A 25,792-nucleotide genomic window follows, 5' to 3' on the forward strand; every position below is an offset into this window, starting at 1 on the left:
GAAGACAGCAAATACTTCCCTCTCCTTGTTAAGGAAAGAGGTTGGGAGTGATACCAATTACACAATTCGCAATGACGCTCGTTCGCTCTTAGCGTCTCCCCTTGGGAGAAGACTCGCTACCGCTTCGCTAACGCAATTCGCAATGAAAAAACTTAGATACAGCAAAGCTTTCAGAGGTTACATCTGTATCAGATTTTTTGTGAAATGGTATGAGGTTTAAAAATGTACTTCATGCAAACGAGAACCACTATAATTATAGCAAAAGCGTTGGTGGTTAGGACATCAACACATGATGAAACCTAGCCACCAAAAGACTTTTCACCCAGTCCCCAGTCCCTAGTCCCCAGTCCCTTGCTATACCTGGACAGGATATCACTGATGACTAAGCTGTTGGTTTGGATGTTCTTGATTTGTTACTACAGGTGATGCTGCTGTCTCCAGACTTTTTTCTTGGGCTTGTATTTCTAGTAGTTGGGGAATTGTCACAAATCTATAGCCTTGGGCTTTTAAACCTGCGATCATTTCTGGTAAAGCCTTGACAGATTTGGAACGGTTGCCGCCCCCATCGTGCATTAGGACAATTGCACCAGGTTTTGCATATTTCAGCACATTTTTGACTAGTCCTGGAACTTGAGGCGAACGACGTTCAGCATCTCCCGATTCTTCTGACCACATCATGACAGCGTATTTCTCATTTTTGGCATATTCGGCTAGTCCATTATTCAGAAAGCCCCCAGGAGGACGAAATAGAGTAGTTTTCTCTCCAGTAGTCTTATAGATGATTTCTGCTGTACGATCAATTTCACTAGCCGCAGTAGCTAAGTTCATGTGGCGATACCAATGATGCCATGTATGATTACCAATTACGTGACCATCAGCAGCCACTTGCTTGGCAACTTGAGGAAAATATTTCACCATTTGCCCGATCATGAAGAATGTGGCTTTTATATCATTTTTCTTCAAGATTTCTAAAATCTGTGCCGTATTTTTGGGGCCAGGACCATCATCAAAAGTTAGGGCAATAACTTTCTCATTCGCTTTTAGTTTCCCTTGATAAACGATTGTTCCCTGAAATGCCTTTGGGACTTCATTCATCTGGTCTTTGACTGAACTTATATTCTGTGCATCTGCACTCATCAGTTTGTTATGACTCGCTTTAGCACTCTCGCTTTTTGGTTTGATAATTCCCAACAAATGCTCAAATCCGCTTGTGGTTAAAAGCAAGCTGATAGCCAAACTACTAGCACCAGTAACCAATATAATAATTATTAGTTTTAGTAATAAAGATAATTTCCGACTAGACACATTAAATCTCCTCAAATATTAGTTATTGGTTATTGGGGATTGGTTTCTCCCTAATGTTCTCATCTCTTATATGATTATGTCTGCTTGATTACTTATTAAATTGGAATTACCCGGACTTGATATTACTCATAGCCTGTTGTAATTAATATATCTATTGCTGAAAAAAAAAGAAAACAACATAATACCTCAAAACATTCCAGCTAAAGCTAAAGGATGTCTCAATTCATCTGTACTAATTGGCTACGATTATTAAACTGAATAAAATAATACTCAGTAGATTTAGCTGACCAGTAGAGCCAACAATGATAGCAGTATAACCGTAACCTGGAGAAATGCTAAGTAGTCCTTGACCGATAGAGTTAAGGACTTTGCAACTAGTAATGTCAATATTCGCTATTTGTTTGCGATCGCAGTTTTTGCTTATCCTTGTAGAGAGAGGCAGAAGGGAGAAGATAGGAGGAATGCTATTCTCTCGTCTCCTGCTGTGAGCAGAGGGAGGAAGAGTTTAAAGTCCTTCACTAAAATCTTCGATCTCGTATAGAAGTCTTATCTAAATTCCAACCTCTTACTCTCTTCCTGCCTTCTTCAATCTTCGTCAAGGGCTGGGAAAGCTTCTTCAAGCTGCCACAACCGATCTTTATTTTCAACGAACCAAATACGAGTTTCTGGAGTTAATTTACTCCAAATGTCTTCAACAGGGATGTGAGGAGATGCATACTGGTAGTGTTGACCAAGTGATTTGAGATTGTCCGCTACTTCACGGGGAATTCCAAATTGTTCCCAGTCAACTGTGATCGTTCTTCCCGAAACTCCGGCTGTAGGGTCGAAAACCAATTGTGCCGATCTGACTAAATCAGCAAAGTGTTTCGGTTTGAGTTTGGTGATCTCCTGAATTTGGAGTGATTCGTTATGCTCTTGAGACATGATCGCCGCAGTGGTAAAGATTAGTGGTCTATTGAACTTACTGCCAGAGATTTTTATCCCAATATTTTTACTTTAGCGCAGAGTTGATAACTTGATCATGATTAAAATTATGGATTAGGGATTAAGTGTTGCAAAAATTCCGATTCCAGTCCTCAATCCCCAGTCCTTATTTTAATGACGAGTGTAGGAATGCTCAAAGTGAGTTTTGAGTGTATGAGCCATAACAGACATGACAATTGCTGCTATGGAAACTGATATTGCTGCGATTTTGATTCTAGAATCATCTGCAAGTATTGCTACAGCAGCTAGAGCGATCGCTATCCCTATACAACCTTGTTTGACCTTATTTGTCACCTGATAAGCTCGACTACAAGAACTACAAATAGGTGTGTGTCGCGAAAATCTGTCTAGCAAAATCGCCTTTGAATTCAACTCGTCATTCTCAACATTTTTCCATGTGGAATAGCCGTGATAAAAAGGTAAAGACGATCCGAATTTATCTAGCCACTTGCGATACTCAACCACTAATGTATCAGATGTTTTCAACGGTAAATATAATTCTTTGAGACTTCTTCCCAAGCGCTCAATTTCTGCCTGTTGTCCCACAATCAGAGGTAAATCTTGCTCCAATATTTTATTAGTATTTAAGTGATCGAGCCAGCGCGGCCTCAGCTTGACTCCCCAAGTCATGAAATTACGATAACCTCTAGCTAAAAGACGGCATCGCCCTTTACCTAAAGGAATTGAATACAAAGCTAGTCCAAATGTCCAATCTTTTTTTTCAATATAAGCAGTGTTTAGCACAAGACTTGGAGCGACAAAATCAATATACTTCCAGGCTTCATTTGATTTGTTAGCTCCCCGCCACCTGCCTTTAACCCCTTGAACAGAATTCTCTAGCACTTCCATTTCTAGCGGTTGGGCATTTTTTCGATTCCCACCCCCTCTAGTACTATTATGGCTAATAGCAACATGAGCAGGATCGATGACGTTTTCGACTAAATATGTTTGGTCATAAGGTAGATCCAATATAAAGTCTGCACATACAAATCCTGACTTATCTAAATCTGGCAAAATTGGAATAATTTCATCAACAGCAGTTTCTTTTTCGCCAGCCCACACCCAAATCATGCCTTGGCGTTCCACAACTTTAAAGGATGGCACACAAGCATTGACTGGAATTTTTGCATCTGTTGCTAATTGAGGAATGTGCAGACATTCACCATCACTGCCAAACTGCCAACCGTGATATAAGCATTCAATTTTGCCGTCAATAATTTTTCCATCAGAAAGTTTAGCTGTACGGTGAGGACAACGATCTGCTAAACAGATAAGCTGTCCATTTTGGTCTTTAAATAAAACCAAAGGTTCATCGTACAAGGAAAAGCTATGAGGGCGGTTGGCAGGTAAGTCTTGCACAAAGGTGACGGGATACCAGCATTGCCTCCAGTTAAATTCTTGCTTCTCCTCAAGTTTCTCAAAAGTAGAAGTTGGTGGTGTCGCCTGTAGTGTCTCTGTTTCTAATGACATAGTTTTCTCCAGGTTTCTATTATTTTATACTTTTGGATTAGTAAATGCTTAATCCTATAGATAGAAGATTTCTCAAAAAAAATGTCAAACCTGGTAATTATCAGCCAACTGTTATAGCGGCTAATCTTGCAAGTGAAAAATCTCAGAAATCAACAATGTAAATGCACCTGAATCATTATATTTAGCTGTAAGGCGCTTATACTCATTTTCTGCAACCAGCTTCCCGGCTATTATCTCAAATTCCTCTCCTACACGCAATTTTTTCGGAATATTCACAACGACACTATCGGGTAAGTAGAAAGTGTCATTTTTCCCATTAGTCGGGTCTAAAATAATCTCGCGAATTTCTTCTGGCTCTGAAATTTTTAAATCAGAAGTGATAGATTATTTTGTGCCAATCCAACTTCCTGACAGACTGGTTATTTCCTCGCTTGTTTTGCTGTTAGGAAAACTATTTAAATGTTCGCGTAAATGGAGAATTTTATCTAAATCACCATTCTCTGTATAGATACTACCTATGCTAGTATTCCAATCTTTATGCTTTAAAAATAACTCAACTGAGAAACTACGTCCCGATTCGAGTTTTCTGGAAACCCAAGTACTGGAACCATAATCAACAAGAGCTAATGCCCTTTTAGATGGGTCTGCTGGATGCAATAATCCATCAGGCTGGTTACAAGTTTCCTTTTCCATTTGCCATTGTTTTTCTAGCGTACTCCCGTCTGGTGAAGGGAACTGATTTGTGTGAGTAACTACTGTTTTATCAGCATTGGAACGCAAATTTCTAATACCTTGAGAAGACTTAATGACTTCTTTTTCTGGAGAGTAAACAGTCCATATACCATACATAGACTGCCCTTCTATAGTCAGAAATCCAAATAATTTTTCCCAATGTTGCTCTTGGAGATGTGTCATTTTATTAAGTAAATGTTGCAAATTTGATCTCAGCTACTCATTTTCGATCAGAACAGTAACAGCAGCGATCGCAATCAACATTTCGTCATTTTTATCGTTGAGTTCGGGAATCGCCCGCCCTTGAACTACCATCCCCCCAGATTCTACGGTGAGACTTTTGCGCCCAAATGGTAGTACAGCGAGTACCTCTTCTTCCCTAACTTGTTCTGGATATGGAACTGCTACTTGAACCTCTATAATCATTTCATTGGGGTGACTTAAGCCTGCAACCTCCCAAACACCAGGTAAGGCATTATGAGCGATCGCATTACGTACTGCCCTAGATGCTGCTACTGTTGGTTCTTGTCCATGCTGATCTATTCCCATACCCATCTCGATAATCAAGCGTTTACGTACCATTGCTACCTCCAATAAATCCTGCACCTTTTACTTTATCCTTCTATTGCATACCAATAGAGGAATTCTCGGATGAATGAAATACACCATTAAAGAAGTCAAGAATTTAATCTACAGTTATCCTAAATCAATACTTCGGACAAACAAGGGGACAGACATTAAACATAGGCACAATTCATAAATTGTGCCTGTTGAGGATTTCAGGTAACGCAAAGGATTACTGAATTGGTATTCTAAGGAGTTGCCACAACTTGAAAGCGTCGCATCATATCGAAGTCTTCGTGTTCTAAAATGTGACAGTGCCAGAGATAATTCCCTGGTTTGTCGAAGGTGGCAATGATCCGAACAACTTCACCTGGGTAAACAACTACAGTGTCTTTCCAACCTTTCTCTGAAAGTGGTGGAGGCTCAGGATTCCCGATTAGACCAGCATTTTGTAGAAATAGCTTAGTTTTACCAGAGTCTTTGATAATTGGGATTGCACTGCCAGCAAAATTTTGTCGATTTAGAATCAGGAAAGAAACCAAGTGCAAGTGAATTGGGTGTGGCTCCTGTGTCGTGTTGTATAATTCCCAAACTTCAGTTGTGCCAAGTTTTGGTTTCTCAGTAGTTGGTTCGTCATAGCGCAATGAGCCATCAGCCAATGTACCTTGCTCTAGCAGCTTGCGACCATATTCATCCGTATTTTCAAAAAGAACCAGTTGCCGAGTCAGTCCGGTTTGAGCAGGAGGTATAATCTTGTTAGGTATCAACCGTGTTGTCAGTCCATTTCCTTCATTAGTATCGACTGTCGCATTTGGAATATTTGAAAGGGGTTGTTGCACCGCAATCTTGATTATCTGACCTGTAAGCTCCAAATCAGCTTTATCATCGAAGTTTCTGATGATGAATTCTTTTCCCGCATCGCCAGTGAAGTCAACAACTACATCAGCGCGTTCACCGGGAGCAAGAACTAAATTTTCTAGCGCCACTGGTTTTTCTAATAAACCTTGCTCAGTGCCGATTTCGTAGAACTTTTCCTTTGAGTCATTAAAATTCAGGTTGTAGAAGCGCGAATTTGAAGCGTTTGCCAAGCGTAAACGGTACTTTCTGGGTTCGACCGCCAACTTTGGCCAGGCCATGCCATTTACTAGGATGAAATCACCGTAAAAATTTGGCACTACACTTGGATATGGAGCATCTGGATAATTTGAACCAGGTGGGTAATAAAGCTGACCCTTGGCAGTGAAATCTCGATCCTGGATGATCAGTTCTTTCTCGTAGTCACCACTAGGCAGAATATTGCGATTAATTAGATTAATTTCATTGTTATCCCTCAGCAAATAGAAACCTGCAAGACCAGCATATACACTTAAACGATTGTTACTGAGAATGTGGTCGTGATATAAAAGTGTCGCTGCCCGCTCATTGTCATTTGCATAACTATAGTTCTTTTTAATCCAACTGGTTCCAGTTTGGGAAAAATCTTGGGTAAACCAAGCTTCGGAATATCCGTCGCTAGTCCACTCAGTATGACCGCCATGCACATGGGTCACTGTCGGTACAAGCCCTTTGGAAAGAGCATTTTCAACCGATTTTGTAATGATGCTCTTGTCTACTGGAAAAATATGTCCGGTTTTTGGTAGTTTGTTGTCCCACAGCACTTCAATCGGTACGTCTTTTCGTGTCACGAATGTAGAACCTGGGTAAGTAACAGCCTTTTGCCCTCTTAAGCCATATCCCCAAACTGTTGTATTCAAACGTGCATCATCTTTTGTACCATATATGCCATCTGCACCAGGACTGCTATATAGTCCAAGCCATTGGTTGGTTTGTCCCATCTCTACATTGAAGTGACCACCCTTTGTAGCATCTATCCTCCCTAGAGACGGTAGCGAATTGATGAACTTCGGTTGAGTTCTTGGATCTAGCCGCGAATCAGCAGCCATAGTCAAACTCAATTTGGAAAAGATGATTCCAGCCAGTAGTGTTACAAAAAAGACAAAGGTAAGATACAGTTTGAAGTTTCGCCTCCACTTACTTAGCAACAACTTGCTAGTCATAATTAATCTACTCCTTCAAAAATTATTATTGATAGTAAGCTGGTGGAAATCCGATTACAAAATGCTGTTTATGTCTAGTTTTTTACTAGGAATAATTTTGAGTGTACTTAAATGAAATTCCGTGAATTACACCTAAAACATACATAACTTATTTAGAACTCAAAAAAATGATTTATTTTTTGCAATAGTTGACTTTTTCTTAGAGAATGTTTTTTTAATTAAACGAAACCTTTGGATAGGCAGTTTTGGCTTTAGACAAAACCGGGGTGGGGTGATTTCATAGTACAAATTTACTAATTAGCTGCTAAAATGCTTTAAAAGTCAGCTAGCCTTGCTTGAGGTAGTATGAAAAAAATTCCAGACACGGACAAAAAGCCCATTTTGCTGTTCCAACCTACATTTGTAACTACTGCAATAGTGCCACTGCAACCCCAAGAAAAAAAAATCATCAGTGAACGGGAGCGTTTTATAACACAAGTCGAACGCATCAATCAGATGGCGGAAGAGTTAGAAGCAGCGATATTAGAGTTGAAAGCGATCGCTAACAAAATGAATACTCAAAAACGTTGCCCATTCTTGATAAAGGAACTATGCAAAAATATTTGTCAGTATTTCGCAGTTAGCATCCCTTGGGTGAAACAAAAGTCTGACGAATCATTTATTTTGACAACGCGAAAAGTTGATTTATTCCGAGCCGAAAGGGAAGCTACATTGCTAGCACAGCAACTTCGTCAGCAAACCAGAAAAAGATTAGCATCGCAGCGACACAGAAAAAACAAGAATGAAGCTGAAGCAGACACAAAACCCTTCTTGAAAAAGGTATTAGTCAACAAATCTTAAAATTATCAACATTCAACGGCAGATCACCCTTGAGGTTGTAACAGTTATGCTGATTGAAGTGGCAGAAGGAACTTATTTCTCAAAATTGCTAGATATAGCAGTCGAAGCATAGGTTAAGACTATGTTGGTTGCTGAAACCTATGATAATACTGAGTTTCTACTCAGCACGGGCTAAATGCCCCACTGACGCTAACAGCACTCAGCACTTTGCTATACTACACTGCCATTATTTCTTTGCAACCATAGTTGGTGACAAAGAAACAAAGCCGCCCTAATATTTGCACTTCCGTAAAACCAGAGTGTAACATCAGGGACAATCAATCAGCACTCAGAAGAGGTAAAAAGAAGGTGTTAAAGGCACTTTTAGTGATTGCCATTGGTTTTTTACCGTCCCTACTTTCCCTGTGGATGATGCGTAGAACCCGGCGATCGCGCTTGCGGATGAGGCAAGCAGCCATGAATTTTCCACTGGTACAGGGACGGCAAAACCTTAGACCTGTGGAAGGCGATCGCTATTATTTAGAAGGGGTAGGTTATCTGATTGGCGATATCAGCTGCAAATTTAATGCCCGATCTGGCTATATGCGTTGTGCTGTCAATCCTGAAGGCCCATGTAACGGTTGCCGTCACTACGAACCGAGAGAATTAACTAGTAATGAAAAAAGCACTTAAGATTCCTCACTCAATACTTAACCCACCTAATATTGTCTGGTTAACACAGACGTTCTGAGGTAAATAGTTTTCCAGCGACTTCGTAGCACTAAAACCAGGGAATGATAAAATCATTACTAATTATAATAATTTGTATTTACAAGCACTTTGAATATTTCTCTTTGCATGGTGAAATAAGAATGATTTAATAGAATTCGTGCAAAAGTGTAAATCTGCATCATTTTTTTTGCAGATTATGAACTTTGCTATTAACACTTGCCGAATATCTCATAACTAGATGATTATCCAACGATGAACAACGCGATCGCTCGGACAACAGCATTATTATCAACTTGCACTTTGCTACTAACAGGCTGTGATAGTGGCACTATCACAATGCCAAATTCTCCAATTTCTGGTACAGTTACCCCAAATAACACTGCAACCAATACCCCAGCGACAACAGGAACATTATCAAATGCTATTCCCATCGGTATTGGTGTTGCCCAAACTAGTAATGTCGCATTACTCGGTCAAGAGCAAGTAGCTGGAGCTAAACTTGCGCAGAAGTATTTTAATAGTAAAGGTGGTGTAAATGGTACACCAATTAAATTAGTTTTTCAAGATACTAGTGGTGATGAAGCAGGAGCAATTAACGCTTTTCAAACTTTAATTAATAAAGATAAAGTTATTGGAATTGTCGGGCCAACTTTGTCACAGCAAGCTTTTAGTGCCGATCCGATTGGCGAACGGGCAAAAGTACCAATTATTGGCCCATCAAATACTGCTAAAAATATTCCCGAAATTGGTGATTACATTGCTCGTGTTTCTGCACCAGTTTCCATCGTTGCGCCTAATTCGGTGAAAGCTGCACTTAAGCAAAACCCCCTACTTAAAAAAGTCGCTGTTTTCTATGCTCAAAATGATGCATTTAGCAAATCAGAAACGGAAATTTTTCAGCAAACAGTTAAGGATCAAGGGCTGGAATTAGTAACAGTACAAAAATTCCAAACCAGTGACACAGATTTTCAAAGCCAAGCTACCAATGCAATTAATCTTAAACCAGATTTGGTAATTATTTCTGGCTTGGCTGCTGATGGTGGTAATTTAGTTAGGCAATTGCGGGAACTGGGTTATAAAGGTTTAATTGTCGGTGGAAATGGTCTAAATACATCAAATTTATTGCCAGTTTGTAAAGCATTTTGTGATGGTGTATTGATTGCTCAAGCCTACAGTCCAGAACATCCAGGTGAAATTAACACGATGTTTCGTAAAGCCTATATTGAAGAATATAAAAAAGAACCACCTCAATTTAGCGCCCAAGCTTTTACAGCAGTGCAGATTTATGTCGAAGCACTGCAATCTTTAGATAAAAAGAGCAAAATCAATAAACTACAGCTACCAGAGTTACGAACGCAGTTAAACAAACAAATACTTGAAGGAGCATACAATACACCGTTAGGTGAAATTGGTTTTACTCCCACAGGTGAAGTTGTACAAAAAGATTTCTATGTTGCTCAAATAAAAATGGAAAAAGATGGAAGTCAAGGTAAATTCACATTCCTAAAATAGTTGCAAAATGAATATAAATCTCTTTTTGCAGCAATTATTAAATGGGTTATCCATTGGCAGTGTCTATGCAATTTTTGCCTTGGGATATACCTTGGTTTATTCTATTTTGGGCATCATCAATTTAGCTCATGGCGCGATTTTTACCTTGGGTGCATATTTCACTTATGCACTTATGGGTGGGAACTTTGGATTTAATGGCTTGCTGGCTAATGCAGCCTTACCGATAAAATTACCATTTGCTATATCCTTGATTTTAGGAAGCACATTAGCGGGATTGGTAGGGGTAGTGATGGAACGTGTTGCTTTTCAACCTTTGCGCCGTCAAGGCTCTGATCCCTTGCTAACTGTTGTTTCCAGCTTGGGAGTAGCAGTGGTAATTGTTAATTCAATCCAATATTTAATCGGCGCGGAAAGTTACACATACCCTGCAAATACTTACGGTAATTTGCCACCTGCGATTAACTTTGGTAGTCCAGAAAACCCAATTCCGATTCGCACTGTTCAGGTGGTAATTTTTGCTGTATCAGTGGTGATTGTGGCAATTCTTACCTATTTTATCAATCGAACTAAATATGGTAAAGCAATGCAAGCGATCGCAGAAGATCCAATTACAGCTAGTTTGTTAGGAATTAATAGCGATCGCTTTATTATCCTAACATTCTTCATCAGCAGTTTTTTAGCAGGATTAGCAGGAACTTTAGTTGCTTCTAGTGTTAGTATTGCCGGGCCATATTTCGGCATTGCTTTTGGTTTGCGGGGTTTAGCAGTAATTGTTTTAGGTGGTTTAGGTAGTATTCCCGGTGCAGTGGTAGGAGGTTTATTAATTGGATTAGTCGAGGCGTTTGTCCCTGCTGATTATTCTGGATATAAAGACGCAGTAGCTTTTGCAATTTTGTTTATCATGCTATTAGTTAGACCTCAAGGTTTGCTAGGACGGCGGTTTATTCAGAAAGTTTAAAGAGACGTAATACTATGAAAATATACACCAAACAAAAGTTAACTTTCGAGCAATTTTTAGAACAGTGTCCAGAAGAAGGTTTATATGAACTTGTAGATGGAGAAATTGTAGAGGTGCGTGCAACCAGAAATCATGATGATGTCGCTGACTTTATGGCTGACTCTTTAAAAGACGAAATTAAACGTTTAAATCTGAATTACGTAGTAAAAAATATAGCAGTCTTTAAAACTATAACTGCTAATGGAATAGAGCAAGGGCGCAAGCCTGATGTAAGTGTCATAGATAAAGATAAATGGCGCTCAAATCGTTCTGCTTATGCTGCACTTGAAGAACCCATACAATTAGCTGTAGAGGTGACATCAACTAATTGGGAAGATGACTATATTGATAAATTAGATGAATATCAACGTTTAGGTCTTACAGAATATTGGATTGTAGATTATTTGGCAATTGGACTAAGAGAGTATTTAGTAAATCCAAAAGTTCCGGCTGTATTTGTTTTTCTATTAGATGTTGAAGGACAATACCAATGCACACATTTTAGAGATTCAGAACGAATTGTGTCACGAACTTTTCCTGAACTGGTGCTGACAGCAGAGCGAATATTAACAGCTTAGTAATTGATACAAAAGATAGTTTTATTAAGTTAGGTGAAAATATTTTAAAATAAAATGGCTGATTTTTTCGCTACTTACGCTTCTTTAATTGTCTCTATGGTATTGGGGGCACTACTAGGGTTATCGCTTTACTTACCTTTAATGACAGGACAATTGTCTTTAGCTAGTCCTGGATTTTATGCTTTAGGTGGATATATTGCCGCAATTTTATCTACCAAAGTGTTTACATCTAGCAGTAGTTTCTTTCCGATTCCATTGTTGTTATTGGAGATGTTAATTGCTGGTGTGATTTCTGGTTTATTGGGTGTATTAGTGGGAATTCCAGCGTTACGGTTGCGAGGAATTTATTTAGCGATCGCAACTATTGCTTTTGTAGAAGTTCTGCGCGTCATCTCCCTGAATCTCGATATTACAGGCGGTGCTGTCGGAATTTTTGGTATTCCTCAACCTTTCCAAACACAACTTGAATATTTATGGATTGCTCTGCCTTTACTATTAATTAGTATGGTGCTACTTTATCGTTTAGAACGCATCCGCGTCGGCAGGGCTTTCATTGCTATCCGCGAAGATGAATTAGCTGCGGGTGCAATGGGAATTGCTCCCACTTATTACAAAGTTTTAGCATTTACGCTAGGGGCTATACTTGCAGGGGTTGTAGGTGCAATTAGCGCTCACTTCCTCAATACCTGGAATGCTCGTCAAGGTACTTTTGATGCCAGTATTATATATTTAACTTTTGTTTTAATTGGTGGTTCGAGAACTTTTTTAGGCCCGGTAGTCGGAGGTATGGTATTTACAGCTTTACCAGAGATTCTGCGAAGCCTCGCTGATACTGGTGGTTTACCTAATTGGTTAGCACAGTTTTTGCAAGATGGTAGATTAATTATTTTTGGCTTTCTTATAGTAATAGGTACAATCTTTTTTCCCCAAGGGTTAATTACTCCAGATATTTTTAAAAGGAAAAAACGAACCGTCAAGTACGTCAAGGGCGCAAAGGAATAAAAGTTTAAAAGAGTTATTGTGTCAGTTTTATATTCATAATAATATGCACAAATGTCACATAGTATTAGAGAAATTAACAGCAATATTGTCTTAGAAGCAAGAGCATTAACTCGCCGCTTTGGTGGTTTAGTGGCGGTAAATAATGTATCTTTTAGTGTAAAGAAACATGAGATTTTTGGACTGATTGGCCCGAATGGTGCTGGCAAAACAACATTGTTTAATTTAATTACTGCCTTTATTCCCCCTTCTAGCGGCCAATTAATTTATCAAGGTGCAGAAGTTTCTCAACTGCGTCCTCATCAAATTGCGGCTTTAGGTATCGCCCGTACATTCCAAAATATCCGCTTGTTTGGGGAATTATCGGCATTAGAAAATGTGAGAATTGCCCGACATCTACACACTAAAAGTAATATGATTACAGGAGTTTTGGGATTACCACCAGCACCTAATGAAGAATTGAAAACTAAGCAAAAAGCTTTCGATTTATTGGATTTGGTGGGATTAAGTGATCGCGCTGATGAAAAAGCCAAAAACTTTGCTTATGGCGATCAGCGTCGTCTAGAAATTGCCCGTGCTTTAGCATTAGAACCGCAAATATTACTTCTCGATGAACCGGCGGCGGGAATGAACCCCAACGAAAAGCAGCAATTGAGTGAATTTATCCGTAGTCTGCGCGATGGCTTCAATTTGACGATCATCCTTATTGAACACCATGTACCATTAGTTATGGGTTTGTGCGATCGCATTGCTGTATTAGATTTTGGTCAATTAATTGCATTGGGTGAACCCGCAGCTGTCAGAAATAATCCGGCTGTCATTGAAGCTTATTTGGGAAATGAATGATATCTAAGCTATCTGCTTAAATTACAAAACCTGTTGTAGTTCCTCAATATTATTTGCTGCATTAACTTATTCGTCCGCAATGTTGGTAACGGCTAGTGATGGGGTTGTGCGATCGCTAGCTATCAAGAATGAATTACGAAAAAAATTTGGGCAATGCCTACGTCTGGCTACGCCTACGTGTGGCTTGTGTGGTGACTGAAAACTGCCATGAGCGATACCGACCGTAAGCTCTGCTAACGCCATACTAACCTATAATTAATGATAAAATTTATCATTATTATTAATTATGACCATTACCCTAACGTTGGAACAAGAAAGAGACTTATGGGCAGAAGCTAGACAAAATAGCCAGCAAAACTCGTCAGAGCCTTATGAATCTTATTCTCAAATACCCAGGCAACTGGGTAAAGGATATACCCGAAGCATAGAAGTGTATCCCCAAGTGTGGCTGGGGATTGGTAACTACGAATACTACGATGACATACTGGAACCAGGCTGTGAATGCGTTCACCCTTTGGAATTTGCTGTTAGTCTTTCAGGAACAACTATAGATGAATTTGGAGGGCAATTAGGAGAAGGATACACACTCATTTCAGGTGGCGGCATTCAACGAAATATGACTTTTTTGGCTTCTCAAGCGCAGGTGGGTATTGGCGTCAGTATGCCTGTTGAGTTATTGGCAACCTTTTTCCCAACAGGGAACGGAGAAATTCCACCGCAACTACGTTTTTTGGCAAAAGGTAACGAGTGGCAGACATTGCTCTACCCAAAAACTACAACAGCAATACAGACAGTGGCACAACAAATAGTCAACTGTCCCTACCAGGGGATGACGAAGCGTTTGTATTTACAGGCGAAGGTGCTAGAGTTAATGTCGCTGCAACTTGCCCCTTTCTTAGCTGATCAAGGTGGATTGCAACCACAACCGCGATTTAGAGCTGGAACTGTTGAGCGTATATATCAGGCAAGAGAAATTTTACTCTCTTGCCTAGCTAATCCACCATCATTATTAGAATTAGCACAACTTGTAGGAGTAAGCGATCGCACCCTTCAACGTGGTTTTCAGAAACTCTTTGGTACTACCGTATTTGGTTACTTGACAGACAAACGCATGGAGCGAGCAGAACGTTGGCTCAGAGAAGGAAATCGCACAGTGCTAGAAGTGGCAATTATGACTGGTTACTCCAATCCCACACACTTTAGTGTTGCTTTTAAACGTAAGTTTGGTATTTCTCCGAGTCAGTGTTTGTTGGGTGAAAAGTTTGTTTGGCGATGATTAGTTCTGTATTGGGGTAGACGTGAGTCATCCAATTCCTATAATCTACATTTCGAGTTTATTTAGAAATCTTCTCAACAAAGAGAGTTTTGGTTACTGGAGTGTGGGGAATTATTGTGAGGATTCAAGAGTTGTCGTCTAATATTTTGCTGTGGTTGGGGATAAGTTTTCTGCCGTTGTTGATGGCACAATCTGCACGGGCACAAGTGAAACAGAATTCGCCAACAGTAATTACAACAATTAAGCGACTGAGCGAGATTGAACGCCCAGCCACCAATGTTAGCGGGTTGTTTTCTCAATCGTCAACCCCACAAGCAACACCGATTCGTGAAGTTGTGCAAGTGACGGCAGTGAAGGCAAATCCCACCGCTAAAGGTGTGGAGGTAATTTTACAAACTACCAAAGGGCAACAGTTACAAGTTACAAATCGCAGTACCGATAATAATTTTATTGCTGATATTCCTAATGCCCAGTTGCGCCTACCGTCGGGTGAGGCATTTACATTCCGTTCTGAAAAACCACTTGCGGGAATTACTGAAATAACAGTCAATAACTTGGATGCCAATACTATCCGTGTGACAGTTATAGGGGAGGCAAGCTCACCAACAGTCGAGTTATTTGACAGTGATGAAGGTTTGATTTTTGGGTTGACAACTGCTGCATCTACTGCACAGCAGCCACCCCAAACACAACCAACACCTCAAGTAGAGCAGCCAGTAAACCAAACCCAGCCACAGCAACCATCGGCAGAAAGTGATGAGCCAATTGAGTTGGTGGTTACAGGAGAACAAGATGGATACAGTGTACCAGATGCGACCACTGCGACCAAAACCGATACACCCTTGCGCGATATCCCGCAATCAATTCAAGTTGTACCCCAACAGGTACTCCGCGATCAACAAGCCACTCGCTTGAACGATGCTTTAAGAAATGTTCCCGGTGTGGTTTCATCATCTGGACCACCTGGCAATAGCGAATCAAGTGGATTTACCATTCGGGGCTTTAATAGTGGGATTACGCTCAGGAATGGTCTGGCAGATCCTCTGGGCGATCGCTCACTGGAACTGTCCAATATAGAGCGAGTGGAAGTTCTCAAGGGTCCAGCTTCAGCTTTGTTTGGTAATGGTAGTCCTGGTGGCACAGCCAACTTGATTACCAAGCAGCCCCTCTCAACTCCTTACTATGCCCTTGAAGCAACGGTTGGAAGTTACAGCTATTATCGGGGCGCTGTGGATCTGTCTGGGCCTTTAAACGATGACAAAACAGCGCTGTATCGACTGAATGTGTCTTATAAAGATGCAGGCAGTTTTATCGATTTTGCTCATGATAAAAATCTACTGATTGCCCCAGTTTTGAGTTTTGCAATTGGTGAGCGAACAAAACTAAGTTTGGAAGGAGAGTATATCAGTGCAGACACCAATCGATTGTGGCTACCAGCCTTCGGCACTGTACTACCTAACCCAAATGGAAAAATACTACGCAACCTGAACACGAGTGGACCTGACAGGAATGACAATTACGTTCATGAAGACATTGGTAGAATTGGATATAGTTTAGAACACAAATTCAGTGACAACTGGTCATTAAAAAACGCTTTTCGGGCAATATTTTATCATTTTGAAACCAGTGCTTTTCTACGTGATGGTACTCCTTTGGTGGATAACCGAATACTAAATCGAGAATTTAATCAAGGAGAGTTTAATGACGAAGCTTACAATCTGTTAACAGACATCGTTGGCAAATTCTCAACTGGCTCCATTCAGCATCAGTTGTTGTTTGGATTTGACCTGAGTAGATATGATTCTAAATATTTATTTAACAATAGGAGTGCAGCACCCATTGACCTGTTTAACCCAGTGTATGACCGATCTCTAGGTGAAAGTTTGGGTTCTCAGAATGGTTCTTCTCTAACAGAGGCACTTGGTATTTATGTCCAAGATCAGATCGCGCTGAGTCAGAATCTGAAGTTGCTGTTGGGTGTAAGGTTTGATGCCTTTAAACAGACGGATGGAGATTTAATCGCAAACACCGAAAGCAGCCAGTCAGGAGATGCATTTAGCCCTCGTTTCGGTATTGTTTACCAACCCATAGAACCAATTTCACTCTATGCCAGCTATAGTCGCTCGTTTTCCCCAGCGATTGGAATTAGCTTTGATGGCAGCACCTTTGAACCAGAACGTAGCACGCAGTATGAAGTCGGGGTGAAGGCAGATTTGAATCAGAGAATTTCTACAACACTTGCTTTCTATAATCTGACTCGCTCGAATGTCTTGACTGAAGACCCAATTAATCAAGATTATTCGATTCAAACAGGTGAGCAGCGCAGCCGAGGTATCGAATTCAACATTGGGGGTGAAATATTACCCGGTTTGAATGTGATTGCAGGTTATGCTTACACGGATGCCATAATCACCGAAGACAATACTTACACACCAGGTAATCACCTCAACAATGTCCCAAAAAATAGTTTCAATTTGTGGACGAAGTATGAAATTCAATCTGGTAGTCTCAAAGGACTCGGCTTTGGTTTGGGATTATTCTATGTAGGCTCACGCCAGGCAGATTTAGACAATTCCTTTGAACTGCCGAGCTATTTCCGTACTGATGCTGCCATTTTCTATAAACAAGGACAGCTTGGCGCACAGGTTAATTTCAGAAATCTGTTTGATGTGGATTATTTTGATTCTGCTCGTGACCTTTTGCTTGTTTATCCTGGCGAGCCGTTCACTGTGCAGGGCACGATTTCGTGGGAGTTTTGATCTTCTCTAGCTTCTTGAAAAGGCCACCATGTACACACAAGTTTTCTCAGGAGAGTAACAAATTTGATGTTTACTACTTTGAGAAAGTGCCGATGGTATAGACAGTGTGTATCTTGACCGACCGTTTGCAGTTTTGGGAACAGTTTCGGTGTAGTTTTAAGAAGGCTAGAGGGCAATCAGTCTTTGGGTTGAGCGATTAGTATATCCAATTCCCTTGAAGATTTGAATAATTTAGGCAGATAATAACTGTGAAAAATCTAAATGCGATCGCTGTTTGCTCAAATAGACAAAATACTCACAAATTCGTCTAAAGAACTCACAGCGATCGCGCTATCCATTAAAGTTTCTAATTGTTCCACATTCTTGCCCTCAAGCCTTATTTCTGCCTCATGGGAAATTTCACCAAAGCGTTGTTCCAATACTCGGATTAACTGCCGTCGCGCACCCTCTTGAATACCTCTTTGCTCGATCTCGTGATACCAAGGCGATTCTCGCAATACTGCCATATCCCACCTCATGATTTGTTCCACTAAAGGCGTGTCTAAAACAAAGCTAGCAAAAAATGCCAGCAATGATTCTAACTCGTTCAACTGTTCATCTGCTCGTAGCGCCTGTAATGCGCGTTGCACAACTGATACCTCTCCTCCCCCTCGCAGGATTGGCACAAAGGGTAACAACGATGGTAGTGGTTGCTCAAACACTATTTCAGCATCGATTTCCCACAAATTAATCACGCGATAATCTTGGATGGCACGTAATCCCAAAAATTCCTGCTCGTAACTATTGACAATAGTTAAGGTGGATGGAGGCGGTAAAATGTTGATCAGTACTGGGTAAGTTGGCAGTCGATAGCGTTCTTGTGCTAGCGCTGCATAGGCTCTCATCCGTTGAGGCATCTGTGTTGTGTAACGCAGTTGTAGTTCATTTACTACTAAAAAATCTCCGTGAGTGGCACTGTATGCCTTCACCAGCACATCTGTTTCGCGGCTAATCCAGTGAAACTCAGAGCCGAGAATTTCTTTGGCCACGACTTCAGGACACTGTGTCACCCACTGTACCCATGCATCGGGAGCTAAATTAATTAGTCGCTTGCTGCCAATATCTGCTGCTTTTGCCACAGGACGCTTGATATATTTATCAGTAATTAATAGTACATCATAAAGATTGCAATATTTTGGCGTTGGTTTTTAAGTTGAAGCAATGTCTACGATGGGATACGCCTACCACTGTTTTAAGAAATGTATGATTGATGTATCTTAGGTTTTGAATTAACATTTCTGGATGTAAACCGCCAATGAAATCTGATAATCAAACAAACTATACAATTCTAGAAGTTCAAGAACTTGATGTAAATTATGGCGGCATCCAAGCTCTGAAAAAGATTAATTTAATTATTCAAAAAGGTGAAGTAGTTACTCTAATTGGTGCTAATGGTGCTGGTAAAACTACTACACTCCGCGCCATATCTAAAGTAGTTAATCCTAAGAGTGGCGTAATTATCTATAATGGACATAATATTACCCGCCGCCAAACTCACGAGGTTGTACAACTTGGTATCGCCCATTGTCCTGAAGGGCGTAGGGTATTAGCGCGACAAACAGTATTTGATAATTTACTTTTGGGTGCTTATATTCGCTCTAATCAAGCAGAGATAAAAGCAGATATTCAGCGCCAATTTGAGCTATTTCCGCGCTTGTCACAAAGACGCAATCAACTAGCAGGAACTCTCAGTGGTGGTGAACAGCAAATGTTAGCGATCGCTCGCGCTGTTATGAGTAAACCACAACTGTTGCTTTTAGACGAGCCTAGCTTAGGTTTAGCACCTGCGATCGTCCGGGAAATCTTCTCTATTATTGAAAATCTGCGGGCTACAGGTGTGACTATTTTACTAGTTGAACAAAATGCGAATCTAGCGTTGCAAATTGCTGATCGCGGTTATGTTTTAGAAGCGGGTTTTATTACCTTAACAGGCGCAGCATCAGAATTAATGAGTGATGAGCGAGTCAAAAAAGCTTATTTAGGATAATTAATTAAATGAAAACTTTGGATATATAAGTAAATCGTCAAATCACCAACTAAACGCCTAACTTTAGAAGATTTTTTGAAACTACCAGAAACCAAACCTAGCTCCGAATACATCAAAGGTCAAATTATTTAAAAGCCAACGTAGTAAGTTTCAATCGTGTACTTTTTTTATTCTCAACACTGCTTAATTCTTAACCGAGAAGTATTACATTACAGCTAACACAGCTTTTGGTAATAACTTATCTTTAAACCAAACAATTTTGGCGGGGACATCATTTAATTTTACTCCCGCCTTTTCTAAATTAAGTCGCTCAGAAATTGCCAAAATTAAGTCGTCACGTCCAGCACGCCGCACTTGAGAAAACTTCTTTTGTAAATATTCAGGTCGCCAATAACCAACAATTTCTAACAAGAAGGTGCGTCCATCAGGATGCACCAAGCGAAAATCAGGAATCATTACGCTACCAGGAATTGGGATCAAATCAACTTCTCTCTCTAACGCCCAACCACTTTTTAACGCATCCCATTTATCAGCAAAAGATGCTTCTAACATACTATCGTAAGGCTTACCTGGTGGATAGTGGGATACTAAACCACATTCAGAATTGAGAGTAAAACGCCCAGTTTTCCAAGTATTTGTATAAGCGTCACGGGTTTGGAGAATCGAAGAAAGACTCCATTTAGTAACGTGAAGTAAAGCCGGAATAAGTTTAGCGATCGCTAATCCATATCGCGTACTAGGATTAAACAAACTCGTCGGTCCATCAATGGTAATTGTAAATCCGTGGTCAGCATCACCTTCAATATAAGCCATCAATTGAAACAACTTTAAATAGCGAAATAACAGCTTATATTCACCTGGAACATTGCGGTGAGCATTTAATACCAGTTGACTGGCCTTATAGAACACACCCTGTACCTGAGATAAGTTATATCTATTTAATAAATCTGGTGCTGTTGGTGCATCAAACACTATCAAAATCTTATTCTCAGATAAATCAGCATATAATCCATTACAAACCTGTTCTGTTAAAACTTCCCGCTCAAGTTCTTGAGTTAACTCATCAGCAATTTTACTCAAAGTAACTTGTGTTGATTCTCGACTAGAAATAGATTTTGCAGCCAAAGAAAATACCCGTTCTCTTAACATCTGTGGTTCTAGAGGACTAACCACTTCAAAAGTGCAAAAACTGCTTTTGAGAATATAAGCTAATCCCCGCTTCACCCGATAATCTGTAGAATCTCCTTCAAAATCAGTCAGTTGTCGCTCAAGTACACCTTGAGTCTTTCCCACTGCTGATTGAAAATAATTAATTAACTCAATCGCCAACTCCGAAGTTTTCTGATCAATCTTTAGTCTCTTCGGGATAATCTCCTCTCCGTTTTGGCGATGCATCAGTAAATCTGTTGGTAACATCTGAATTTTGGATTTTAGATTTTGAACTTCCGGTTGAATAATTAATTTCTAACTGTTCCGCAGCCTTCAAACTCCTTTCCTTACCACTCCCATACACAACCTGTAAGTTCCCTTTCCTCTCTTTTTCTCCCCCTGCTTTTCTCTCTCCTCTTCGCCGCGCCGAAGTCCCCTCCTCACTCGTATCCTCCGCCACCACCTCATATAAAATCGCCTGCTTATTCTCAATATTCCCCTTTCGTAAAACCCTCCCCAATCGCTGAGTATACTCCCTAGCCGAACCCGTTCCCGATAAAATAATTGCCACAGAAGCCGCAGGCACATCAACCCCTTCATTTAACACATGAGAAGCAACTAAGGTATTATATTTACCTTCCCGAAACTTGGTTAATATCTCATGCCGTTCTTTCACCGGAGTTTGATGAGTAATTGCCGGAATTAATAACTCTTGAGAAATACGGTAAACTGTTGCATTATCCGCAGTAAAAATCAAAATTCTCGCTGGATAATGTTCTGCCAATAAATCAATTAGAATTCGCAATTTTCCATCAGTACCCAAAGCAATATCTTTCGCTTCTCGATGCGCTAACATTGCTCTACGTCCAGATTGCGATCGCGCACTCATTTGCACGAACATTTGCCAACCTTGTAGACTTCCCAAAGAAATCTTTGATTGCTTTAAAAAGTCATTGCGAGTTTGAATGAGTTGATTGTATCTTTCCCGCTCAAGTTGCGATAACTTTACCTTAATTTGAACAATTTCATGTTCTGCTAACGCCTTCCCCGCCAAATCTTCAGCGCGTTTGCGATATACTTCTTGACCAATGAGAATATTTAAGTCAGCGTGCTTACCATCGGTGCGTTCTGGTGTTGCAGAGAGTCCCAGGCGATAAGGTGCGATCGCATATTCAGCAATTACCCGATTAAAATCTGTCGGTAAATGATGACATTCATCAAAAACAATCAAACCATATTGATTTCCTAACGTCTCAGCATGGATTGCGGCACTATCATAAGTTGCAACTAAAATTGCCGTTCTATCCCGCGAACCACCCCCCAGCAATCCCACCTCAGCATCGGGGAAAGCTGCTACTAAATGTGCATACCACTGATGCATCAAATCCAAAGTTGGCACTACAATCAGCGTCGTGCGTGGCGTTGATTGCATCGCCATTTGCGCCAAATAAGTCTTTCCCGCCGCCGTAGGAAGCACAACCACCCCTTGTCTACTTGCCAATTTCCAAGCCGCTAACGCCTCAGTCTGGTGGGGATAGGGTTCCATTTCCAAAGTGGGAACCAAATCTACAGGATAAAATTGCTTTGCCTCATCGATAAAATTCACATCTTCGGCTTGTAGTGCTTCCACTAGCGATCGGTATCTAATTGCTGGGATGCGGAATTTTTCAACTCTATCATCCCACGTAGCATAGTCCATCCAACCTTTACCGCGTGGTGGTGGATGCAAAATTAATGTGCCACGATCAAAATTTAATGTAGGGGTACGAGCCATTTTGGGGATTAGGGACTGGGGATTGGAAAGTTTTTCTTAGTCCTGAGTACTTGGTATCTAGTATCTAGTATCTAGTATCTAGTATCTAGTATCTAGTATCTAGTATCTAGTATCTAGTATCTAGTATCTAGTCCCCATTCCTCAATCTATTGATTACTAATAACGCAAAAAGTGCATGATTAATCCAAATAACTCAGATAAAACCCAGCTAGATGCGCTCATTAATCACGGAATGTCTTATCGGCAAACAAACAATAACTTTGCCGAATCCTACAAAGAACAGCGACAAAGCTTTTTGCTGAATCGACTGCAATTGCAGGCGCAGATTATATTGATAGCTGGCTTGACTTTAATTGCTTTTTTTCTTTGGGTAAATTCACAAGTAGAAGGTAAGATATACGCTTTTAAAATTGGTATTGTAGTAGAGTTATTTACTCTTATTTGTTGGGGCTTATGCAAAACTCCTATCGGTCGCCGCTATCCTGATTTAATTTTTTTGAGTTTATGCTGGTCTGTAACTTGTGCTGTTCAAATTGATATAGCTTTGCTATTCAATAATTTAGAACCTAGAAGTAATATTTGGACTTTGATGTTTCTCACTCAGGCTACAATCATTCCAGTTCAGTGGTGGATACATTTAATATCTCAAATTGGAACAATACTTTGTTATTTAACATTATATATTTTATATAGCCCAATCTTGAAAAATCCATTAGCTTTTTATGTTGAGCAAGGATTATACTTTTTTTGGACTTGCATAATTTGTGTTTTCTCTGTTTATTTATACGAACGCTTACGAAAAAAAGAGTTTTACGCTCGGAAAGCAATGGAATTAGCGCAACAAAAATCAGAAAGGCTACTACTAAATATTTTGCCAGAGATGATTGCTGAACAATTAAAACAACAACCGGCAACTATTGCCGATAACTTTCTGGAAGTAACAGTACTATTTGCTGATATTGTTGGCTTTACAGAGCTTTCATCTCACACCTCCCCCGCAGAATTAGTCGAATTATTAAACACAATATTCTGTCTATTTGACCAATTAGCAGAACGTCATGGAGTAGAGAAAATCAAGACCATTGGCGATGCGTATATGGCTGTTGCTGGATTGCCAAATCAGTCTAATAACCATGCTCCAGCAATAGCTAACATGGCTTTAGATATGCAAAATGCTGTAGCTACTTTTAACGCAGAAAATAATCAATCCTTTAGCATCCGTATTGGCATTAGTACAGGGCCGGTAGTAGCAGGAGTGATTGGGCTGAAAAAGTTTGCCTACGACCTTTGGGGAGATACAGTCAATATAGCTAGTAGAATGGAATCACATGGTATTGCAGGTAGTATCCAGGTTTGTGAAGCAAGTTATCAGCTTTTAAAAGATAAGTATTTATTGGATAAACGAGGTTTAATTCAGGTTAAAGGTAAAGGTGAAATGATGACTTATATACTTAAGGGAATTAATTTCAAAGCTTAATAAAGCTATACTTTTTGACGGAAACTCAAAAATAAAATATATACAGCACTTTTCTTTTACATAAGAGGTTGTTTGAAAAGTGGTTGGCTGTGATTAAAATCACCCTCCTTAATCCCCCAGATGTACTGGGGGAAAACCGAAAAATCCAGTTCCCTCCCCACCAATATATACGGGGAGGGTTAGGGTGGGGTAAAAAATATTTGATACATCAGTCATGACTTTTCAAACAACCTCTAAGGTCCATTACGGGTTTTGAGGCAGGGGCAGGATGATTTTGAGCTACTGAACTTCCATACTCTGCAAGAAGCTGATGCAACAGTAAGGGTTTTATATGATGTTTGGATTTATTCGTCGGCGGTAACGATCGCGATCGCAAAGCCGTCGTATCCTTTGCTGCCCACGGTCTGGATTGCTGTGGCGTTGACGCGCGGCTCAGAAGCAAGTAGTTCGTTGAAGCGACGCACCCCCTGAACGCTAGGATCGTTGCTGGCATCATCAATTACCGCTCCGTTACGCACGACATTATCGGCGATGATTAGGCTACCACGACGGGAAAGTTTGAGTGCCCACGCGAAGTATTCGGGATTGCTTGGCTTGTCGGCGTCGATGAAGATTAGGTCAAATGGGATGTGATTCTCGGTGGCAATCTGTGGTAGTGTCGAAAGTGCTTGTCCAAGCCGGAGGTCAACAATATCGGATAGACCAGCGTGGGCGATATTGGCACGAGCAACTTCGGCGTGCTTTGGATTTGCCTCCAGCGTGATTAGCCGTCCATTGCTGGGTAACGCCCGCGCTAGCCAGATTGTACTGTAGCCGCCTAGTGTGCCAATCTCCAGGATGCTTCGCGCTCCTTGGATTTGCGCTAACAGCAACAGCAGTTTGCCCTGATTCGGCGAAACATTGTGCGCTGGTAATCCGGCGGCGGCGCTAGTCTGGAGCGCCTTATCCAGCGCAGGGTCAGGCGGCACTAGCAAATCGGTAAAGTAACGATCGACCGCAGTCCATTGCTCTTGAGTCATAGATTCTTGCTTTCTACCCCATCGAAAAAATACTCAAGATTAATTGTCCGAGCTTGCTTCGTTAGAGAGGATTGTAATGATTTCATCCAAGGGGCGATCGCATTACAGTCAACGTAGATAATGGATTTACCCACATTGGCGATCGCCTCAGCTACTTGCTTCGCCGCTTGGGTAGCTGCTGCGGGAACTAGAACTGACAGCACTACATCAGATTCAATTACCAATTGTCTGAGGGAACCCACATCTTGGATGTTGGCTGCGGCTGCTAGTTGCCGAGTTCGTTCGCTGCGATCGTTTAGGGCAGCAATAGTTTTTAATCCATGTTGATTGAGAACAGCTGCGATCGCTTGTCCCATATCACCCGGACTTAAAATACCAATAGTTTGGATAGGCATGGAAAGTTTTATATCTACTTTGTGTTTAACAAGTTAATTCAGGTAATTGAGTCGTCAACAAACAGCACGGACTGCACCTTTTAGAAGTCCCGCAGCTACCAGAATGATAAAGGCTTTTGTCCATTGAAAAAATCGTCTAAGGTTGATACGAACCCTGCTTTGATAATCCCTACTCAAACTGCGATCGCTGCTAAGTATCCTAATACTGCACCCAATGGTACACCAAATCCTAAGTTTTACTGAAAACTAGCAAGCAGAAACACTATCAGTTTGTACTTTTTATGCCCCCCTACGGGATTGAAGTTTATACAAAATAAATGGT

The 25,792-nt window shown here is 40.6% G+C and carries 24 protein-coding genes and 1 pseudogene; 12 read left to right on the top strand and 13 right to left on the bottom strand.

What is annotated here, in order from left to right; all coding sequences use genetic code 11:
• Positions 1 to 372: 372 nt before the first annotated feature.
• The 7 genes from V7K79_RS08170 to V7K79_RS08200 all read right to left on the bottom strand — a co-directional run bounded on the left by V7K79_RS08170 (position 373) and on the right by V7K79_RS08200 (position 6,998).
• Entirely contained in the window at positions 373 to 1,305 is a 933-nt protein-coding gene (locus V7K79_RS08170; RefSeq protein ID WP_335046427.1) for a polysaccharide deacetylase family protein, read from the bottom strand.
• 585 nt (positions 1,306 to 1,890) lie between these two features.
• Positions 1,891 to 2,229 carry a hypothetical protein gene (locus V7K79_RS08175; protein ID WP_335046429.1) on the bottom strand — a complete coding sequence of 113 codons (339 nt, stop codon included), beginning with the start codon at positions 2,227 to 2,229 and terminating at the stop codon, positions 1,891 to 1,893.
• A gap of 171 nt (positions 2,230 to 2,400) precedes the next feature.
• Positions 2,401 to 3,759: an aromatic ring-hydroxylating dioxygenase subunit alpha gene (locus tag V7K79_RS08180; RefSeq protein ID WP_335046431.1), complete on the bottom strand. Its 1,359-nt coding sequence runs from the start codon at positions 3,757 to 3,759 to the stop codon at positions 2,401 to 2,403.
• Between the two features lie 120 nt (positions 3,760 to 3,879).
• On the bottom strand, positions 3,880 to 4,140 hold the full coding sequence (locus V7K79_RS08185) for a hypothetical protein (protein WP_335046501.1): 261 nt from the start codon (positions 4,138 to 4,140) through the stop codon (positions 3,880 to 3,882).
• Positions 4,141 to 4,143: 3 nt separating this feature from the next.
• Positions 4,144 to 4,674 carry a DUF3598 family protein gene (locus tag V7K79_RS08190; protein ID WP_335046433.1) on the bottom strand — a complete coding sequence of 177 codons (531 nt, stop codon included), beginning with the start codon at positions 4,672 to 4,674 and terminating at the stop codon, positions 4,144 to 4,146.
• Positions 4,675 to 4,707: 33 nt separating this feature from the next.
• Positions 4,708 to 5,073 carry a Lin0512 family protein gene (locus V7K79_RS08195; protein WP_335046435.1) on the bottom strand — a complete coding sequence of 122 codons (366 nt, stop codon included), beginning with the start codon at positions 5,071 to 5,073 and terminating at the stop codon, positions 4,708 to 4,710.
• Positions 5,074 to 5,303: 230 nt separating this feature from the next.
• Entirely contained in the window at positions 5,304 to 6,998 is a 1,695-nt protein-coding gene (locus V7K79_RS08200; protein WP_335046438.1) for a multicopper oxidase family protein, read from the bottom strand.
• 459 nt (positions 6,999 to 7,457) lie between these two features.
• On the opposite strand from V7K79_RS08200, the gene V7K79_RS08205 reads away from it, so the two are divergent.
• The 7 genes from V7K79_RS08205 (at position 7,458) to V7K79_RS08235 (ending at position 13,595) form a co-directional block, all read left to right on the top strand.
• Positions 7,458 to 7,952, top strand: coding sequence for a hypothetical protein (locus V7K79_RS08205; RefSeq protein WP_335046440.1), 495 nt, complete (start codon positions 7,458 to 7,460; stop codon positions 7,950 to 7,952).
• A 348-nt stretch (positions 7,953 to 8,300) separates the two neighbouring features.
• On the top strand, positions 8,301 to 8,624 hold the full coding sequence (locus V7K79_RS08210; protein ID WP_335046442.1) for a DUF6464 family protein: 324 nt from the start codon (positions 8,301 to 8,303) through the stop codon (positions 8,622 to 8,624).
• 291 nt (positions 8,625 to 8,915) lie between these two features.
• Positions 8,916 to 10,175, top strand: a complete 1,260-nt coding sequence (locus V7K79_RS08215) for an ABC transporter substrate-binding protein (RefSeq protein ID WP_335046444.1) — start codon at positions 8,916 to 8,918, stop codon at positions 10,173 to 10,175.
• Between the two features lie 7 nt (positions 10,176 to 10,182).
• The gene (locus V7K79_RS08220; protein ID WP_335046446.1) at positions 10,183 to 11,133 is read left to right on the top strand and encodes a branched-chain amino acid ABC transporter permease; all 951 of its coding nucleotides are present in this window, start codon (positions 10,183 to 10,185) and stop codon (positions 11,131 to 11,133) included.
• A 14-nt stretch (positions 11,134 to 11,147) separates the two neighbouring features.
• The gene (locus V7K79_RS08225; RefSeq protein ID WP_335046447.1) at positions 11,148 to 11,750 is read left to right on the top strand and encodes a Uma2 family endonuclease; all 603 of its coding nucleotides are present in this window, start codon (positions 11,148 to 11,150) and stop codon (positions 11,748 to 11,750) included.
• Positions 11,751 to 11,804: 54 nt separating this feature from the next.
• Complete coding sequence (locus tag V7K79_RS08230) at positions 11,805 to 12,752, top strand: branched-chain amino acid ABC transporter permease (RefSeq protein ID WP_335046449.1); 948 nt, start codon at positions 11,805 to 11,807, stop codon at positions 12,750 to 12,752.
• A 51-nt stretch (positions 12,753 to 12,803) separates the two neighbouring features.
• Entirely contained in the window at positions 12,804 to 13,595 is a 792-nt protein-coding gene (locus V7K79_RS08235) for an ABC transporter ATP-binding protein (protein ID WP_335046451.1), read from the top strand.
• A gap of 66 nt (positions 13,596 to 13,661) precedes the next feature.
• On the opposite strand, the gene V7K79_RS08240 is transcribed toward V7K79_RS08235, so the two are convergent.
• On the bottom strand, positions 13,662 to 13,838 hold the full coding sequence (locus V7K79_RS08240; RefSeq protein ID WP_335046453.1) for a hypothetical protein: 177 nt from the start codon (positions 13,836 to 13,838) through the stop codon (positions 13,662 to 13,664).
• Positions 13,839 to 13,881: 43 nt separating this feature from the next.
• Here V7K79_RS08240 and V7K79_RS08245 point away from each other — a divergent pair, with 43 nt between their 5' ends.
• On the top strand, positions 13,882 to 14,871 hold the full coding sequence (locus tag V7K79_RS08245; RefSeq protein WP_335046455.1) for an AraC family transcriptional regulator: 990 nt from the start codon (positions 13,882 to 13,884) through the stop codon (positions 14,869 to 14,871).
• Positions 14,872 to 14,987: 116 nt separating this feature from the next.
• Positions 14,988 to 17,630, top strand: coding sequence for a TonB-dependent siderophore receptor (locus V7K79_RS08250; RefSeq protein ID WP_335046458.1), 2,643 nt, complete (start codon positions 14,988 to 14,990; stop codon positions 17,628 to 17,630).
• Positions 17,631 to 17,908: 278 nt separating this feature from the next.
• Here V7K79_RS08250 and V7K79_RS08255 read toward each other — a convergent pair whose 3' ends face one another.
• Entirely contained in the window at positions 17,909 to 18,748 is an 840-nt protein-coding gene (locus V7K79_RS08255) for an Rpn family recombination-promoting nuclease/putative transposase (RefSeq protein ID WP_335046459.1), read from the bottom strand.
• A gap of 176 nt (positions 18,749 to 18,924) precedes the next feature.
• Between V7K79_RS08255 and V7K79_RS08260 the strand changes: the two genes are divergently transcribed.
• Both V7K79_RS08260 and V7K79_RS08265 read left to right on the top strand, forming a co-directional pair.
• Positions 18,925 to 19,656 carry an ABC transporter ATP-binding protein gene (locus V7K79_RS08260; RefSeq protein ID WP_335046461.1) on the top strand — a complete coding sequence of 244 codons (732 nt, stop codon included), beginning with the start codon at positions 18,925 to 18,927 and terminating at the stop codon, positions 19,654 to 19,656.
• A gap of 33 nt (positions 19,657 to 19,689) precedes the next feature.
• Positions 19,690 to 19,785, top strand: a pseudogene (locus tag V7K79_RS08265) (Uma2 family endonuclease); the annotation flags it as partial.
• Between the two features lie 75 nt (positions 19,786 to 19,860).
• Here the strand turns inward: V7K79_RS08265 and V7K79_RS08270 are convergent.
• On the bottom strand, positions 19,861 to 21,072 hold the full coding sequence (locus V7K79_RS08270) for a DUF790 family protein (protein WP_335046463.1): 1,212 nt from the start codon (positions 21,070 to 21,072) through the stop codon (positions 19,861 to 19,863).
• Positions 21,002 to 22,579, bottom strand: a complete 1,578-nt coding sequence (locus V7K79_RS08275; RefSeq protein WP_335046465.1) for a DEAD/DEAH box helicase — start codon at positions 22,577 to 22,579, stop codon at positions 21,002 to 21,004. Before V7K79_RS08275 ends, V7K79_RS08270 begins: the two co-directional genes overlap by 71 nt.
• A gap of 175 nt (positions 22,580 to 22,754) precedes the next feature.
• Between V7K79_RS08275 and V7K79_RS08280 the strand changes: the two genes are divergently transcribed.
• Positions 22,755 to 24,056 (top strand): adenylate/guanylate cyclase domain-containing protein, encoded by a 1,302-nt coding sequence (locus V7K79_RS08280; protein WP_335046468.1) that lies wholly within the window; start codon positions 22,755 to 22,757, stop codon positions 24,054 to 24,056.
• A 344-nt stretch (positions 24,057 to 24,400) separates the two neighbouring features.
• Here V7K79_RS08280 and V7K79_RS08285 read toward each other — a convergent pair whose 3' ends face one another.
• A complete protein-coding gene (locus tag V7K79_RS08285) occupies positions 24,401 to 25,075 on the bottom strand; it encodes an O-methyltransferase (RefSeq protein WP_335046469.1) in 675 nt (224 codons plus the stop codon).
• Positions 25,072 to 25,470: an NAD(P)-binding domain-containing protein gene (locus V7K79_RS08290; protein WP_335046471.1), complete on the bottom strand. Its 399-nt coding sequence runs from the start codon at positions 25,468 to 25,470 to the stop codon at positions 25,072 to 25,074. The genes V7K79_RS08285 and V7K79_RS08290 overlap by 4 nt, the downstream gene beginning before the upstream one ends.
• Between the last annotated feature and the right edge of the window lie 322 nt (positions 25,471 to 25,792).

This window comes from Nostoc sp., assembly GCF_036917575.1.
In the GTDB taxonomy this organism is placed as follows: Bacteria; Cyanobacteriota; Cyanobacteriia; order Cyanobacteriales; family Nostocaceae; genus Nostoc.

Bases quoted from the DNA above. Each gene is read 5' to 3' on its own strand.
- V7K79_RS08175 (WP_335046429.1), bottom strand. From the start codon at position 2,229: ATGTCTCAAGAGCATAACGAATCACTCCAAATTCAGGAGATCACCAAA.
- V7K79_RS08180 (WP_335046431.1), bottom strand. From the start codon at position 3,759: ATGTCATTAGAAACAGAGACACTACAGGCGACACCACCAACTTCTACT.
- V7K79_RS08190 (WP_335046433.1), bottom strand. From the start codon at position 4,674: ATGACACATCTCCAAGAGCAACATTGGGAAAAATTATTTGGATTTCTG.
- V7K79_RS08195 (WP_335046435.1), bottom strand. From the start codon at position 5,073: ATGGTACGTAAACGCTTGATTATCGAGATGGGTATGGGAATAGATCAG.
- V7K79_RS08200 (WP_335046438.1), bottom strand. From the start codon at position 6,998: ATGGCTGCTGATTCGCGGCTAGATCCAAGAACTCAACCGAAGTTCATC.
- V7K79_RS08205 (WP_335046440.1), top strand. From the start codon at position 7,458: ATGAAAAAAATTCCAGACACGGACAAAAAGCCCATTTTGCTGTTCCAA.
- V7K79_RS08215 (WP_335046444.1), top strand. From the start codon at position 8,916: ATGAACAACGCGATCGCTCGGACAACAGCATTATTATCAACTTGCACT.
- V7K79_RS08220 (WP_335046446.1), top strand. From the start codon at position 10,183: ATGAATATAAATCTCTTTTTGCAGCAATTATTAAATGGGTTATCCATT.
- V7K79_RS08225 (WP_335046447.1), top strand. From the start codon at position 11,148: ATGAAAATATACACCAAACAAAAGTTAACTTTCGAGCAATTTTTAGAA.
- V7K79_RS08230 (WP_335046449.1), top strand. From the start codon at position 11,805: ATGGCTGATTTTTTCGCTACTTACGCTTCTTTAATTGTCTCTATGGTA.
- V7K79_RS08235 (WP_335046451.1), top strand. From the start codon at position 12,804: ATGTCACATAGTATTAGAGAAATTAACAGCAATATTGTCTTAGAAGCA.
- V7K79_RS08240 (WP_335046453.1), bottom strand. From the start codon at position 13,838: ATGGCGTTAGCAGAGCTTACGGTCGGTATCGCTCATGGCAGTTTTCAG.
- V7K79_RS08245 (WP_335046455.1), top strand. From the start codon at position 13,882: ATGACCATTACCCTAACGTTGGAACAAGAAAGAGACTTATGGGCAGAA.
- V7K79_RS08260 (WP_335046461.1), top strand. From the start codon at position 18,925: ATGAAATCTGATAATCAAACAAACTATACAATTCTAGAAGTTCAAGAA.
- V7K79_RS08270 (WP_335046463.1), bottom strand. From the start codon at position 21,072: ATGTTACCAACAGATTTACTGATGCATCGCCAAAACGGAGAGGAGATT.
- V7K79_RS08275 (WP_335046465.1), bottom strand. From the start codon at position 22,579: ATGGCTCGTACCCCTACATTAAATTTTGATCGTGGCACATTAATTTTG.
- V7K79_RS08280 (WP_335046468.1), top strand. From the start codon at position 22,755: ATGATTAATCCAAATAACTCAGATAAAACCCAGCTAGATGCGCTCATT.
- V7K79_RS08285 (WP_335046469.1), bottom strand. From the start codon at position 25,075: ATGACTCAAGAGCAATGGACTGCGGTCGATCGTTACTTTACCGATTTG.
- V7K79_RS08290 (WP_335046471.1), bottom strand. From the start codon at position 25,470: ATGCCTATCCAAACTATTGGTATTTTAAGTCCGGGTGATATGGGACAA.